Here is a 13,953-nt window from a genome sequence, read left to right as displayed (position 1 = left end):
AGATGTAATATATGGAGCAATTAAAAAAGAAAATTTGTGATTATATCGAGAGTCATGAAGAGGAAAGCGTAAAATTTTTAAAACGATTAATTCAAGAAAAAAGCGTATCTGGTGATGAAAGTGGTGCGCAGGCAATTGTGATTGAAAAATTACGTGAGCTAGGTGTAGATCTTGATATTTGGGAACCTTCATTTTCTAAAATGAAAGATCATCCTTATTTTGTATCACCGCGTACAAGTTTTTCAGATAGCCCGAACATAGTGGCAACTTTAAAAGGAAGTGGCGACGGGAAATCTATGATATTAAATGGACATATTGATGTCGTACCAGAAGGAGATGTGAATCAGTGGGACCATCACCCTTATAGTGGTGAGCAAATAGGGAATCGTATATATGGTCGTGGAACAACGGATATGAAAGGCGGCAATGTCGCACTGATGCTTGCGATGGAAGCTATTATTGAATCTGGTATTGAATTAAAAGGAGATATTTATTTCCAAAGTGTAATTGAAGAAGAAAGTGGCGGGGCAGGAACATTAGCGACTATATTACGAGGATATAAAGCAGATGGTGTCATTATTCCAGAACCAACAAATATGAAGTTTTTCCCGAAACAACAAGGGTCCATGTGGTTTCGTCTACATGTGAAAGGCAAAGCAGCACACGGTGGAACGCGTTATGAAGGAGTAAGTGCAATTGAAAAAAGTATGTTTGTTGTAGATCATTTGAGAAAATTGGAAGTGAAGAGAAATGACCGAATTACAGACCCGTTATTTAAAGGAATCCCCATTCCAATTCCAATTAATATTGGGAAAATTGAAGGTGGGAGTTGGCCAAGTTCTGTTCCTGATTCATTAAATTTAGAAGGAAGATATGGTATTGCGCCGAATGAGACTATAGAGGCAGCAAAAGAAGAGTTCGAGAATTGGATCGCTGAATTAAATAATGTGGACAATTGGTTTGTTGAAAATCCTGTAGAAGTAGAATGGTTTGGAGCGAGATGGGTTCCTGGTGAACTAGAAGAAAATCATGAGTTAATTACAACACTAGAGCATAATTTTGTTGAAATCGAAGGGAATGAACCGATTATTGAAGCATCTCCGTGGGGGACTGATGGAGGTTTATTTACACAAATCTCAGGTGTACCAACGATAGTATTTGGTCCAGGAGAGACGAAAGTAGCACATTATCCAAACGAATATATAGAAGTTGATAAAATGATAGCCGCCGCAAAAATTATTGCATGTACATTACTAGATTGGTGTGAGGTGAAAAAATGAAATACTATGAATCTTTTAGAGAACAGACGAATGGCTATACAGTAGAAGGCGTTTTAGACTATTTTAATAAACGTATTCGAGTAGACCACTACACAGGAAATATTCAGAGGATTATCCAAACAATTGACGAATTAGCAGAGAAGCATTCTTTCACTAAATGTATTATTAAAGGAAAGGGAGAGCATGTTTCTACATGGCTCTCTTTCGGTTTTTTATTGGAAGCAACAATACCGCATTATTTTCAAGGTCACGATGCATACTTCTTCGTGAAATTTATTAATGATGAAAGACGAAATAGTATTCATTGGGCTGAGGAAGATACCATTTTAAGCGGTGTTAAAGCAAAAGAAGTAAAGGAAAAAATAGTACCAGAGAAATTTTTATTAAGAAAAGCGACAGAAGAGGATGCGGAAGAATTAGCGGCTGTCTTTGGAAAAGTATTTGAAGTTTATCCGACTCCTTTAAACGAAGCGAGTTATGTAAAACAAACGATGAAGGAAGACGATACAATATACTATGTGTACGAATTCGCGGGGGAAATAATTAGTACAGCATCTGCAGAAATGAATATAAAAGAAGGAAATGCAGAATTAACGAATTGTGCTACTTTACCCGAATATCGTAAGCATGGGTTTATGAAAAGTTTACTAATTAAGTTAGAAGAAGAACTGCAAGAAAAATCGATTTTCTGCTCCTATACAATTGCTCGATCGCTTTCTTTCGGAATGAATGCGGCCTTTCATCAGTTAGGTTATACGTATACAGGAAGACTGGCGAACAACTGCTACATTTTCGATAAGCTGGAAGATATGAATATATGGGTGAAAGATTTGTCTAAATAGTACGGTATAAAAAATAGAACGGAATCGTCATGCTTATAATCGCATATAGGTATGCCGGAAATTCGGCATGTGATTGCTGGATTTTCGGCAAAAGGGGGGATGACATTGCTAGCAGTTTCGACACAAGAAGTCATTGAAGCGATTTTGGGCAGTATTGATGAGGCTATACACGCAGTAGATGAAAATGGTATTACAATTTTCTATAATACTGTAGCTGCAAAACACGATGGGTCAAAAATTGAAAAAGTGTTAGGAAAACATTTGTTAGAAGCGTTTCCTTCTTTATCTAGGGAAACGAGTACGTTAATGAAAGTGTTAGATACAAAAAAACCAATCGTTCATCAAGTTCAGCATTATCAAAATTTAAATGGGGAAGACATTTGTACAGTAAATACGACGTTACCTATTTTTATAGATGGAAATATTGCTGGGGCTGTTGAAATTGCAAAGGATTATTCCACAGTTCAAAAACTTACGGATACAATTGTAGATTTGCAGTCAAAAATAAAGCGGTCATCTAGAAAAAAAGTAATTAAAAAGCATGTTGCATTTGAGACGATTGTGACGGATGATGCTCGATTTAAACAGACGAAAGAATTAGCACAAAAAGTAGCGCCAACTGATGCAAATGTTTTAATATATGGGGAAACAGGAACAGGGAAAGAGTTATTTGTACAAGCGATTCATGAAGCTTCTAAACGGAAGAACAAGCCATTTATTGCACAAAACTGCGCAGCTTTGCCAGAGTCGCTATTAGAAAGTTTATTGTTCGGAACGACGAAAGGTAGCTATACTGGGGCAATTGAACGAGCGGGATTATTTGAACTTGTAGATGGTGGGACATTGTTTTTAGACGAACTGAATTCAATGCCTCTCGATTTACAAGCGAAAATGCTACGTGTATTAGAAGATGGTGTTATTCGTCGAATTGGTGATAATAAGACGAGAAAAGTAGATGTTCGCGTTATTACTGCAATGAATCAGCCACCAGAAATATGTTTAAGAGAGAATAAAATTCGTACTGATTTATATTATCGATTAAATGTCTTTTCATTGTATATTCCGCCGCTACGTGAAAGAACTGAGGATGTCTTATTATTAGCGTCTTATTTTTTGAACGAATATAATAAAAGTTATAAAAAAGGTGTACTTCAAATGGATAAGGAAGCGAAAGAAAGACTACAAGCTTATCAATGGCCTGGCAATGTTCGTGAGCTAAAACATACGATTGAACATGCTGTCATTATTGCAGAAGGGGATACACTAACAGCCAATTGTTTACCGCGTACATTTCGGAAAGAGAATTTGCCAAAGAAGAAGAGCATATTGCCACTTAGAGAAGCACTTCATCAAACAGAAAAGGAATTAATAGATCAAGCGTTAATTGAAACGGAAGGGAATATATTACAAGCTGCAAAAATGTTAGGTATCCCTCGCCAAACGCTTCAATATAAATTGAGTAAGTACGACAAAACCGCCGAATAATTGGCGGTTTTTGTGTGTTTGCACCAATAAAAGAGCGTTTACATATATAAAAAGTAATGAATATGATAGTATGTATGGATTTTATACAGTGCTTACAAATATTTTTTCGTTTATGTAATAGCGTTCACCGTACATTTACTTATCAATAATGTAAAGTTGGCATAACTATTGCTTATATAAAGGATGAGCGTATAAAAAGGGGGAATAGCAATGTTACATGATGTATACAAACCAAATCGTCACTGGAAGGATATCGAGTTGTGGAAGGATGTTACTGAAGAGCAATGGAATGACTGGGTTTGGCAATTAACGAATACGATCAAAACTTTGGATGACTTAAAGAAAGTGATTAATTTAATACCTGAAGAAGAAGAAGGCGTTAAAATTTCAACAAAAACGATCCCGTTAAATATTACACCGTACTATGCTTGGCTAATGAATCCTGATGACCCACGCTGTCCGATTCGGATGCAATCTGTACCGATCTCGGAAGAGTTATATAAAACAAAATATGATTTAGAAGATCCGCTTCATGAAGATGAAGATTCACCAGTTCCAGGTCTAACACATCGTTACCCAGACCGCGTATTGTTCTTAGTAACGAATCAATGTTCTATGTATTGTCGTTACTGTACACGCCGTCGTTTTAGTGGACAAATTGGAATGGGTGTGCCGAAGAAACAATTAGATGATGCAATTGGTTACATTCGTGATACACCACAAGTACGAGATGTATTAATTTCTGGTGGAGACGGTCTTCTTATTAACGATAAAATTTTAGAATATGTATTAAAAAATTTACGAGAGATTCCGCATGTCGAGATTATTCGTATCGGAACGAGAGCGCCGGTAGTATTCCCGCAGCGTATTACAGAAAACTTATGTAACATTATTAAAAAATACCATCCAGTATGGTTAAATACACATTTCAATACTTCTATTGAAATTACAGAGGAATCGAAAAAAGCATGTGAAATGCTAGCGAATGCTGGTGTTCCAGTCGGAAACCAAGCAGTAATTTTAGCTGGTATTAACGACAGCGTTCCAATTATGAAAAAACTTATGCATGACTTAGTAAAAATCCGTGTACGTCCATACTACATTTATCAATGTGATCTATCTGAAGGTATTGGTCATTTCCGTGCACCAGTATCTAAAGGTCTTGAAATTATTGAAGGTTTACGCGGTCATACATCTGGTTATGCGGTTCCAACATTCGTTGTAGATGCACCAGGAGGCGGCGGGAAAATTGCGCTTCAACCAAACTATTTAATTTCGCAAAGTGCAGATAAAGTTGTGCTTCGTAACTTTGAAGGTGTTATTACAACGTATCCAGAGCCAGAGAGCTATATCCCAGGAAGAGCAGAAGGGTACTTTAAAGAAATCTATCCAAACTACGAAGAAAAACGTTCAGATGTTGGTATCGCAGGTCTTATGAGTGATAAGAAATTTAACCTTGTTCCAGACGACTTACAGCGTATGAGCCGTCGTAAAGACTATGAAGATAATGACACTCATGCATCACTAAAAGATAAACGTGATAAGCGTGATCAACTTAAAGATAAAAAGTATCAATCGCAAATGGCTAAATTAGAAGAAAACGACAAAAAAAATGAGGGTGATGCAGTATGAATTGTATGTGGTGTGACAGTACAGAAGCGAAAGAAAGCTTGAATACTGTATATTGGGAATTACCAGATGGTACGAAAGCCATTGAAATCCAAGAGACACCATGCATTTCTTGTTCCTCATGTGGTATGGACTATCAAGCAGATCAAACAGTGAAAGAAATAGAAGATCAATTGTTTCTAATTTATACGAAAGATTTACCAAAACAACTAACATATGAAGAATTAATGGGAAGACCACGTCTATTAAAAAGAAATTATTTCGACTTTTAACCAGCTTTTATGCTGGTTTTTTTCTTTTTTGCCTTGTATAATGTATCCAAGTTAGAAAGGCAGGGAATATTTTTGAAAAAGACATTTTACCACTATATGATGAAGCATCGTGCAGCTTTATTTAGTAATGAAGTATCGAATTTAGCAGAAGCAATGTATGATGATTTAAGCTTTCCAAAGCAATCTGAAGATTATGATGAAATTAGTTCATACTTAGAGTTAAGTGGATTGCTAGAAAGTATGTCTATATTTGATGAAGCTTGGGATTTATACATACAAGAGAGATAAGAACTATATGAATTTTTTGACGTGAAGCTAGTCTATTTGCTAGCTTTTTTTTACGTTGTAAATAATTTTTTTATACGGTGATATTTTTTATTGAAAAAATTTATGAATATACGCTTCTGTGATAAGCGTTTTTATGTAGGTTGCATATACTGTTATCAAAATCACGACGTCAAAAAAAGGAGAGATATAGATGGCGAGAAAAAAGCAACCTAAATATAACGTAGGGGACATAGTCGTGATTACGCTATATGGAACCGTTGGTAAAATCACAAATATGAAGGTTTTAGATGGAGTTTACGTTTACGAAGTCAATAATCACGATGGGTTTTACGTAGAGCAAACGTTGCAGCACGTTTCAGAGCAAGATATGAAAAAAGGTGAAACTGAGTGGATTGAATTAAATTATAATTTCACATTTGGTGATCTCGTGCAAGTAACAGGATACGATAAAGATGTGTTTCGAATTGTTGGTTTTCGTACAGAAGTATGGAGATATAAAAATGACGCATGGGAAGATACTATATACGAATTGTCACGAATTACGGATGGTGAATGGTTAGAAGCGGATGAGTCAGATTTAACGTTACTTGCTAATGCTCAAACGGCAAATGCAATTTTGAAGAAAATGAAACAAGATAAAGCTGGTATGAATAAATTAGATTTAGGAAAATTAAAGTCAATTAACAACTCAAAAAAAGTGAGTGTTAAGACAAATCGTCAAGAGATCATTGATGGATTACTTGATATTTATAACGATTATCAATTGTTATTCGATACATTTAAAGATGAAGAATACAAAATTGTTATGGATGTTGTTCATAATTATTTAGTTAAATTGACAGAGAAAAAATAGTTAACTAGAAAGAGAGAATGAATTGAACAACAACATATGCAGTATAAGGTATGCCTACAATTATTAAAAAAATAAAAAGCCATTTAATAAGAGAGTCTGCCCATTGATCTTCATGCATGAACTCTTCTTTTGTTTGCCCTACTTCTTGTTCTACCTCATATTGGTATTCCATAATTAAATCCCCCTTTTTGATAGCTTGTACTACCATCGTATGCATCTCGTCCAAAGGATATGACCTATAAAAAAAGAAAAACTATTTTTCTAATCTCATATACATAATTTTGAGATTTTTTCATAAAACAGAAATAAAGGAGTGATGCTCATGAAGGAAATTGAGGTCGTAATTGATACGGAAGAGATTGCGGAGTTTTTTTATGAGCAACTAATTGAAAGAGGGTACGTCCCAAAACGAGAAGAAATTGAAGATCTCGCAGATATTACATTTGAGTATTTATTAGAGAAATGTATGATTGATGAAGTTTTTGATGAAGATGATGAGTGAAAGTAACGGCGGGCTTAACTCGTCGTTTTTTACTCTTTACAAACTTGTCACAAATATAGTCGGAAATTATTGGTATAATTAAAAGAAAATTTTACTCAAGAGGTGAAGGGATGTTCAAAAAAATTATTGATTCTTTATTAGGTAGGAAAAAAAATCGTTCGTATTCTAGTAGTGATTATCGCCATAGAGGTCGCTCTTATTCAAGTAGCGATTATAAACGACGTTCATCTGGTTATGGGCATCAGCATTATAAAAGAAAACGTAAAAGTCGTAGCTTCTTTTCAAGTAGCTGATGAAATGGCGTCGTATACTAGCTTTATTTGATAGACCACTGCGAAAAAATACAATCGTTGCAGAACGTTATAAAATTGAATCAGTAATTGGAATGGGCAGTTATGGGGTTACATATGTCGTTAATGATTTACAAATAAATAGAAATAAAGTCTTAAAACAATTAAGACAGAGTAAACAAAGGTATGAGTCAGGTAGAAAATCATTTGAACAAGAGAAAATGATTTTACAAACATTAAATCATCATGCAATTCCTAGTTTATATGATCATTTCGTATGGGAGAAAAAAAGCTTTTTCGTGATGGAATATATGCCTGGTAAAAATTTCGAAGATTATATTTTCTTAGATGGGCATGTATATACAGAACGTGAAGTTTTAAAAATTTTATATGAAATATTAGAAATTGTATCGGTGTTTCATAATAAAGGTATAATTCACCGAGATTTACGCATTCCAAACATATTAATGAAAGAAAACCAAATTAGTATTATTGATTTTGGATTAGCTAAATTGAAGGGTGAGGGTGATGAACGAGCTACAGCTTATGAAGGTGAACAAGCTTTGATGCGAGAAGTTCACTTTCATAGCGATTTTTATGCGCTTGGTCATTTCTCGTTATTTTTATTATATGCAGGCTATGAATCTAATGAAAAACATGAAAAACCATGGTATGACGAATTAACTTTGGAAAATTATAACCGTGAAATGCTTATGCGAATGTTACAAATAAAAACGCCGTACTATGAGAATGTACAAGATTTAAAAAAAGATATAGCTTTTGCTTTAGAAAGGATGGAGGTTCCGTGTTTCAAAAGTTTTTAGCAAGTGTTGGTATTGGTAATGCAAAAGTAGATACAGTTCTTGAAAAAGATGAGTATATTGTTGGAGAAGAGATACTAGGGAAGGTTCATATAACTGGTGGTTCAGTTAGCCAACAAATTGAAAGCATTTACTTAACATTATCGACATCGTATGTACGAGAAGTGGATGATAAAAAAGTAACAGCAACATATGATTTAGAGCGAGTTCGTTTAACAGAACCTTTTTCTGTTGAGCCGAATGAAAAAATAGAAATTCCATTTTCATTTATAATGCCAGTTGAAACCCCGCTTACACTTGGAATGAAAACAGTTTGGGTGCATACAGGTCTTGATATTAAACGCAGTATAGATCCAAGTGATCGTGATTACATTCAAGTGTTGCCCAATGCACTATTAAATAGTGTGTTAGAGAGTGTAAATCAATTAGGTTTTAAAGCGCGTCATATAGAATGTGAAGAATTACCGTATCGATTACGTAAGCAAGTTCCGTTTGCACAAGAATTTGAGTTTGTTCCTGTTTCCGGAGAGTATTATGGGAAATTAGATGAACTAGAATTATTAATCTTACCAAGCGCTTACGATCGCCTAGAGATTATTATGGAAGTAGACAGAAAATCTCACGGATTAGCAGGTTTATTTGCAGAAGCGCTTGATCTTGACGAGAAAGTGATTCGCTTTACAGTAACGAATGAAGATATTCCAACAATGCAAGAAAAAATTAACAATTATATTTTTAAATAAACTATGCATAAAAAAGAAATGGAGAGGAAAACTAAAACAACCGCTCCATTTTTTTGTATAGTGAGGTTATGTATGTGAAACGATATCGACATTTATACTTGTTAAGTTTTACGCTACTCATTTGTTTTGTCGTATTATCACTTTCGTATCATACCGCTTGTATTGAGAAATTTGACAATATAGTCGCGCATTTTATTCAAAGCTTTCGAAACGATTACTTGACAGCTTACTTTACTTGGGTGTCTTTTATCGGTTCCAAAAGAATATATTTTCCGTTACTCATCATTCTTGTAATGTATTTTCTCGTTAGAAAAAAGTTGCTTAGTGCATTACTTCTAACAATTAATTATTATGGATCTCGTTATTTAAACAGTATGCTTAAACTATGGTACGAACGAGCAAGACCTGATGTAACGCAGCTTGTTACTGCAACTGGATATAGTTTTCCGAGCGGTCATACGATGAATGCTACTGCTTTTTTAGGATTTATTGCATACGTCACAATTACTGAAGAACGTATTACATTGCATAAAAAATTGTTGATTATTTTTATAGCGAGCTTTGTTGTATTATCTATTTCAGTTAGCCGAATATATCTTGGCGTTCACTATCCATCTGACATATTAGCAGGATGGGCAGCTGGCGGTAGCTGGCTCGTTTTATGTGTTATATTTCATAAAGCGTTCATTAAAAAAGAACCTATGTCATAATAGGTTCTTTTTCCATTGGTTCAACATGAATGTGTGCATGGTAAATGCCAAACTTTTTCCGGAGCATAGCCTCGATGTTATCAGTAATACAATGACTTTCACCAACATCCATACGAGCATCTACTTCGATTGTAATATCAACGTACGTTTGATTCCCGTACATACGAGCGCGAATATCTACGATGTTTTCCACGCCGCCAATATGTTCAATAGCACCAGCGTACTCTTCCATCTTATTTGGATCGATTCCATCCGTTAACATATGAGAAGCTTCTACGAAAATCTCCCATGCAGTTTTACAAATAATAAGGCCGACAATTAAAGCGGCAATAGGATCTAAAATAGGCATTTGGAACTGCGAACCGACAATACCTACTACTGTACCGATACTTACGAGAGCATCTGATAAATTATCCTTTGCAGCGGCTTCTAATGATTTACTTTTTGTGCGCGCTGCAATCTTTTTCGTATATAAATATACAAAGTACATAACGACAGCAGAAAATAAGGCTACCCATGCAGCAAGTACATTAGGCGCTACTTGTTTCGGATTTAAAAAAGATTGAATTGCACTAATGATAACTTCTAATCCGACCGTTGCCATAATAAAAGAAGCAACAAGTGATGCAATTTGTTCTGCGCGTGAATGCCCATAAGGATGATCTGGGTCACGAGGTTTACGAGAGATTTTTAGACCAATTAATATCGCTAAAGAAGCACCGATATCCGTTAAGTTATTTAAACCGTCAGCACGTAATGCGCTAGAGAGGGTAATATAACTGATGATAATTTTCATAGAGGATAAAAATATGTAGGCCATAATGCTGACAATAGCACCTTTATCAGCTTCTTTATGAGAAAGAGTATCCATTTTAATCACTCACCTTTCTACAAGGAATTTCTTTCTATAAATAGAGTACCAAACGAAACTCGTGTGGGTCTATACAAACATTGTTGACGTTTTTTAGGTTTTTAAGAAGGGGATAACAAAGTTTCGTGAAGGAAAAATATGTTGTAAAGTGCAAAGTTAGGGTGTGAACGCGATTTGGATCGAGGGGATAGGGAAAAGGATAGATGTATTATGATGAATCCGTATACTACACCGCTCAAAGGTGATTGGGCAAAATAAAAACCCTCTAGAAAATATATTTTAGAGGGTCTTCATCTTAGTATGCTTCTAAAAACTCAGTAACTTGCTCTTCAGTTTTTGCGTTAGCACTATGTAAGTGGCCTAGCTTCTCACCATTTTGATATACAAGTAAACTTGGAATACCCATTACTTGATACTCTTCAGCGATACTTGGGAACTCATCTTTATTAATAGAATACCATTCAAACTTATTGAACTCTTCCATTACATCTCCGATAAAGTTGTCCATACGCACACAATCTGGGCACCATGTAGTAAAGAACTTAACAACTACTGGCTCCTCACTTGCGATAATGTCTTTGAATTCCTGTTCAGATTTGATTTCTTTCATGTTTTGTTTCTCCTTTTTCACTATTAATATTTTAGGTTGGAACCTCACTTTTCTTTATAAGCTTTTTCTAGGGTTGTGTCAAACTTCTGAATTGTAAGGTTACTATTATAAGTAGGGTAATTCAAATTGTATTCATGATAGCCATTGCTATAACGTTCTTTTTTTCCTCACATATTTTTATGAGATGTTTATGAAGCGACTGAAATGTAATGTCGGATAAAACAAGCAATCTCTTTCTGGTACTTAGAGAAGGTAAACGGTGGATAATCATTACTCATAAATTTTATGAGTGAATGAAACAACAAGCAGGAAATTCAAAAAAAGATGTAGGGGATGCATGTATGAATTTAGAGGAATCGTTATAAGAACGTATTCGTGAAGTTGTGAGAGAAGAGATTAGGGCGGCGTTATATGAGTTCCAGCAATAATCACAACCCCAAAAAGTAATATGGGTGAAAGAAGCGTGACTAACAAGAGGGGAAATTGCTGCACTGTATAGAGTGAAAGAAAAAACATGATGTGGAACGCGAAAGGGATCATAAGAACATCTTAGGAATTATTTAGCGGTTAAGAAGTCAGGGGAATTAGGATGTTGAAATGGGTGAAGAAACAAAAACGCCCACCTTGCATTGTTTGTGAGAAACAAGAAGGTGAGCTTCAATTAAAAGAAACGAATTGGATTTGTGAAAATTGTGCCCAAATTACGCATGAACAAGGTATTGAAAGAGATACCTATACCCTTTATATCTTATTCCATAAATAACAAAGCTGGTGGGCTTCTGATTCAAGAGCTATTAAATGATCATTATTAATAGAGTTATTCGTATACATTCTGTTCTTTTGGATGTTAAGGACAGTATAATTCACATCGTTATATTTATTTGAAAATGTTGATTCATTTAATAATGTCAGTGTTGAGTTGATGTTATATTTATCAATTCGCTCTTTTTTTCCTTTGAAAAATAGTTTAATAAGATGCGGCTCATCATTAATGAGCAAACCGAGTTCAGGTGATGAGCGGACGATTAAATTATCTGATAACCAATGTGATTTACCTGGATCAAACCAAGAGACTTCTTTGTTTTTAATAAATTTTTTGTACTGCTTTATAACATCAATGTAGTTTTGCTTTTTCTTCTGATCAACAGTTTGTACTAATGTTTCAAAACAATCAAAAGGTAGTTCGTTTTTATGAAATTTAATAACAGTTTCTCGTAATTGTTTCCAGTAATCAAAAACCGGGTGATATTCAGGTTGAGATTTTAAATTCTTTACAAAATTTGTTTTAGCTGCACTACTTTTCAGTGTGAAGTCTAAAAATTGTGTAAGTCCCACTTTAATTTCCGCCATGTTACACCTCCTTTCCAAATGTTACTAATTCAATATTGGAAAGGGAAATCCTGCATTTTTAAGGAGGTGAACTAGATGCTAGAAAAACCGATGTTCATACACAATGGTAATTGTAAAGCTGATTCGCAAAAATGACGAAAATCCCAATTTATTTTATATATTCAGCCACGGTGTGTGAGTGCTGTGGCTTTTGTATTTCTTATTGAGCTTGGTATTCATGGAATACTTTCTAAGAGGAGGAAACTGGAATGGATCTACACCCACTAAATGATAATAATCCGAAAAAAGCATTGGAAGGGTTTTTAAAAGCAGTGGAGAAAGCCCAGAAAGAAGAGAATGAAAAATCAAAGAAAGCAAATAAAGAAGATGAGTGAAGCGCGCTATCGTTAAAATGACGAATAACGTGCTTTTTTATTTTTTTCATAAAGCGCATGCATATTCATGGATTTACAGATATTTGTTACGTGGGCATAGTGTTTTTGATAAATAATATTATGGGAATAAACGGAAATGCAATTATATGAAAAAAGGTCCTGTTGTTTCCAACAGGACCTTTCCTAAAATGGCAAAGAGTAACTCTTACCTTACTCTTCTCGTATATAATACATGAAAAAGATAGATGTGTATACAACAAGAAATTCCAATATAATTATCTGAATATAGTGTTTAAGAATAATAAGGTGGAATTTTAAATAAGGAATTAAATTACAAATGTTGATTTATCAGGTGATTCAAATGAATTTCTATCAAATTGTAGTTAATAAAGTGATATTGAGATAATAAGATATGTAATTTTGCATACCAGATTTTTAAAGCGAACAAGGGTATGGAATATTTAAATAATACGGAAGTTGAGGGAGAGTAATACTAAAATTTCATTTGTTTTCTACTGTAATAAATAAATTTATTTGAATAGAAGCGAAAAATAGAGGTTTGCCTTAGTCATTTATGAAAGTCAAGAATATTTATAACCATAGGAGTAAATACACAGGTCCGATTTTTGTAATGATGGAGGGCATTGATATGGACATAACTCAAAGTATGGCAAGAATAGTGGTAAATGGAAAGGATCTTCCGTTTATTTCAGTTAGAACTTCTGTATGGAATCAAGGACCTGTAAATGATTTAATTGTTTCGACAAACTTGAGAGCCGAGGAGCTTTATCAGTTTATGTGGTCACAAGTGCCAGTAATGCTTGCGATGTATTTTCTTCAAGGAGCGGACTTAATGCGGTTTGCTAGAATTAATGGGATTAATCAAAGTGTAACGGGAGAATATATATATCATTTCTCTTGGGGATAAAACGAATGTAAAGTAGCTTAACAGCTGCTTTTTCTGTGAAAAGACTTGATTCAACATTTCAAACTTCGTATGTACTGTAGGGAGCAGGAACCTTGATATGTGTGT

General features: G+C 34.6%; 19 protein-coding genes. 15 read left to right on the top strand and 4 right to left on the bottom strand.

Features of this window, described 5'->3' with window-relative positions; all coding sequences use genetic code 11:
- Positions 1-11: 11 nt before the first annotated feature.
- From JDS99_RS25950 to JDS99_RS25920, 7 genes are all read left to right on the top strand, one after another.
- Positions 12-1,280: a peptidase gene (locus JDS99_RS25950; protein ID WP_199695967.1), complete on the top strand. Its 1,269-nt coding sequence runs from the start codon at positions 12-14 to the stop codon at positions 1,278-1,280.
- Positions 1,277-2,122: a putative beta-lysine N-acetyltransferase gene (ablB, locus tag JDS99_RS25945; RefSeq protein WP_088063275.1), complete on the top strand. Its 846-nt coding sequence runs from the start codon at positions 1,277-1,279 to the stop codon at positions 2,120-2,122. The genes JDS99_RS25950 and ablB overlap by 4 nt, the downstream gene beginning before the upstream one ends.
- Before the next feature lie 99 nt (positions 2,123-2,221).
- Complete coding sequence (gene rocR, locus JDS99_RS25940; protein ID WP_087982480.1) at positions 2,222-3,607, top strand: arginine utilization transcriptional regulator RocR; 1,386 nt, start codon at positions 2,222-2,224, stop codon at positions 3,605-3,607.
- 210 nt (positions 3,608-3,817) lie between these two features.
- The gene (kamA, locus tag JDS99_RS25935; RefSeq protein ID WP_000902134.1) at positions 3,818-5,239 is read left to right on the top strand and encodes a lysine 2,3-aminomutase; all 1,422 of its coding nucleotides are present in this window, start codon (positions 3,818-3,820) and stop codon (positions 5,237-5,239) included.
- Positions 5,236-5,508 (top strand): YokU family protein, encoded by a 273-nt coding sequence (locus JDS99_RS25930; RefSeq protein WP_000995761.1) that lies wholly within the window; start codon positions 5,236-5,238, stop codon positions 5,506-5,508. The genes kamA and JDS99_RS25930 overlap by 4 nt, the downstream gene beginning before the upstream one ends.
- Positions 5,509-5,580: 72 nt before the next feature.
- Positions 5,581-5,796 carry a YozE family protein gene (locus tag JDS99_RS25925; RefSeq protein ID WP_000750728.1) on the top strand — a complete coding sequence of 72 codons (216 nt, stop codon included), beginning with the start codon at positions 5,581-5,583 and terminating at the stop codon, positions 5,794-5,796.
- Positions 5,797-5,986: 190 nt separating this feature from the next.
- Positions 5,987-6,649: a hypothetical protein gene (locus JDS99_RS25920; protein ID WP_000101496.1), complete on the top strand. Its 663-nt coding sequence runs from the start codon at positions 5,987-5,989 to the stop codon at positions 6,647-6,649.
- 4 nt (positions 6,650-6,653) lie between these two features.
- Here the strand turns inward: JDS99_RS25920 and JDS99_RS25915 are convergent, their stop codons facing one another.
- Positions 6,654-6,821: a DUF3930 family protein gene (locus JDS99_RS25915; protein ID WP_000456535.1), complete on the bottom strand. Its 168-nt coding sequence runs from the start codon at positions 6,819-6,821 to the stop codon at positions 6,654-6,656.
- A gap of 150 nt (positions 6,822-6,971) precedes the next feature.
- Here JDS99_RS25915 and JDS99_RS25910 point away from each other — a divergent pair, with 150 nt between their 5' ends.
- From JDS99_RS25910 to JDS99_RS25890, 5 genes are all read left to right on the top strand, one after another.
- Positions 6,972-7,151, top strand: a complete 180-nt coding sequence (locus JDS99_RS25910; protein ID WP_087982478.1) for a YozD family protein — start codon at positions 6,972-6,974, stop codon at positions 7,149-7,151.
- A gap of 110 nt (positions 7,152-7,261) precedes the next feature.
- A complete protein-coding gene (locus JDS99_RS25905) occupies positions 7,262-7,444 on the top strand; it encodes a hypothetical protein (protein WP_000473373.1) in 183 nt (60 codons plus the stop codon).
- On the top strand, positions 7,444-8,265 hold the full coding sequence (locus tag JDS99_RS25900) for a serine/threonine protein kinase (RefSeq protein WP_199695966.1): 822 nt from the start codon (positions 7,444-7,446) through the stop codon (positions 8,263-8,265). Before JDS99_RS25905 ends, JDS99_RS25900 begins: the two co-directional genes overlap by 1 nt.
- The gene (locus JDS99_RS25895; protein WP_199695965.1) at positions 8,247-9,005 is read left to right on the top strand and encodes a sporulation protein; all 759 of its coding nucleotides are present in this window, start codon (positions 8,247-8,249) and stop codon (positions 9,003-9,005) included. The genes JDS99_RS25900 and JDS99_RS25895 overlap by 19 nt, the downstream gene beginning before the upstream one ends.
- Before the next feature lie 74 nt (positions 9,006-9,079).
- On the top strand, positions 9,080-9,715 hold the full coding sequence (locus JDS99_RS25890; protein WP_000833364.1) for a phosphatase PAP2 family protein: 636 nt from the start codon (positions 9,080-9,082) through the stop codon (positions 9,713-9,715).
- Here JDS99_RS25890 and JDS99_RS25885 read toward each other — a convergent pair.
- Together JDS99_RS25885 and JDS99_RS25880 are read right to left on the bottom strand one after the other, a co-directional pair.
- The gene (locus JDS99_RS25885; RefSeq protein ID WP_141542823.1) at positions 9,705-10,586 is read right to left on the bottom strand and encodes a cation diffusion facilitator family transporter; all 882 of its coding nucleotides are present in this window, start codon (positions 10,584-10,586) and stop codon (positions 9,705-9,707) included. The genes JDS99_RS25890 and JDS99_RS25885 overlap by 11 nt on opposite strands.
- Positions 10,587-10,881: 295 nt before the next feature.
- On the bottom strand, positions 10,882-11,196 hold the full coding sequence (locus JDS99_RS25880; protein WP_000658777.1) for a thioredoxin family protein: 315 nt from the start codon (positions 11,194-11,196) through the stop codon (positions 10,882-10,884).
- 589 nt (positions 11,197-11,785) lie between these two features.
- Here JDS99_RS25880 and JDS99_RS25875 point away from each other — a divergent pair.
- On the top strand, positions 11,786-11,959 hold the full coding sequence (locus JDS99_RS25875; RefSeq protein WP_170968428.1) for a hypothetical protein: 174 nt from the start codon (positions 11,786-11,788) through the stop codon (positions 11,957-11,959).
- Here the strand turns inward: JDS99_RS25875 and JDS99_RS25870 are convergent.
- Positions 11,938-12,546, bottom strand: a complete 609-nt coding sequence (locus JDS99_RS25870; RefSeq protein WP_088063281.1) for a hypothetical protein — start codon at positions 12,544-12,546, stop codon at positions 11,938-11,940. The two genes, JDS99_RS25875 and JDS99_RS25870, sit on opposite strands and share 22 nt — an antisense overlap.
- A 248-nt stretch (positions 12,547-12,794) precedes the next feature.
- Between JDS99_RS25870 and JDS99_RS32435 the strand changes: the two genes are divergently transcribed.
- Entirely contained in the window at positions 12,795-12,920 is a 126-nt protein-coding gene (locus JDS99_RS32435) for a hypothetical protein (protein WP_255288454.1), read from the top strand.
- Between the two features lie 574 nt (positions 12,921-13,494).
- Positions 13,495-13,848 carry a hypothetical protein gene (locus JDS99_RS25865; protein ID WP_088063282.1) on the top strand — a complete coding sequence of 118 codons (354 nt, stop codon included), beginning with the start codon at positions 13,495-13,497 and terminating at the stop codon, positions 13,846-13,848.
- The last annotated feature ends 105 nt before the right edge of the window (positions 13,849-13,953 follow it).

The sequence above is a fragment of the Bacillus cereus group sp. N6 genome, assembly GCF_016483705.1.
Classification (GTDB): domain Bacteria; phylum Bacillota; class Bacilli; order Bacillales; family Bacillaceae_G; genus Bacillus_A; species Bacillus_A wiedmannii.
Note: the sequence above shows the minus strand (reverse complement) of the source record. Positions and strands in the feature narration are given on the sequence as shown.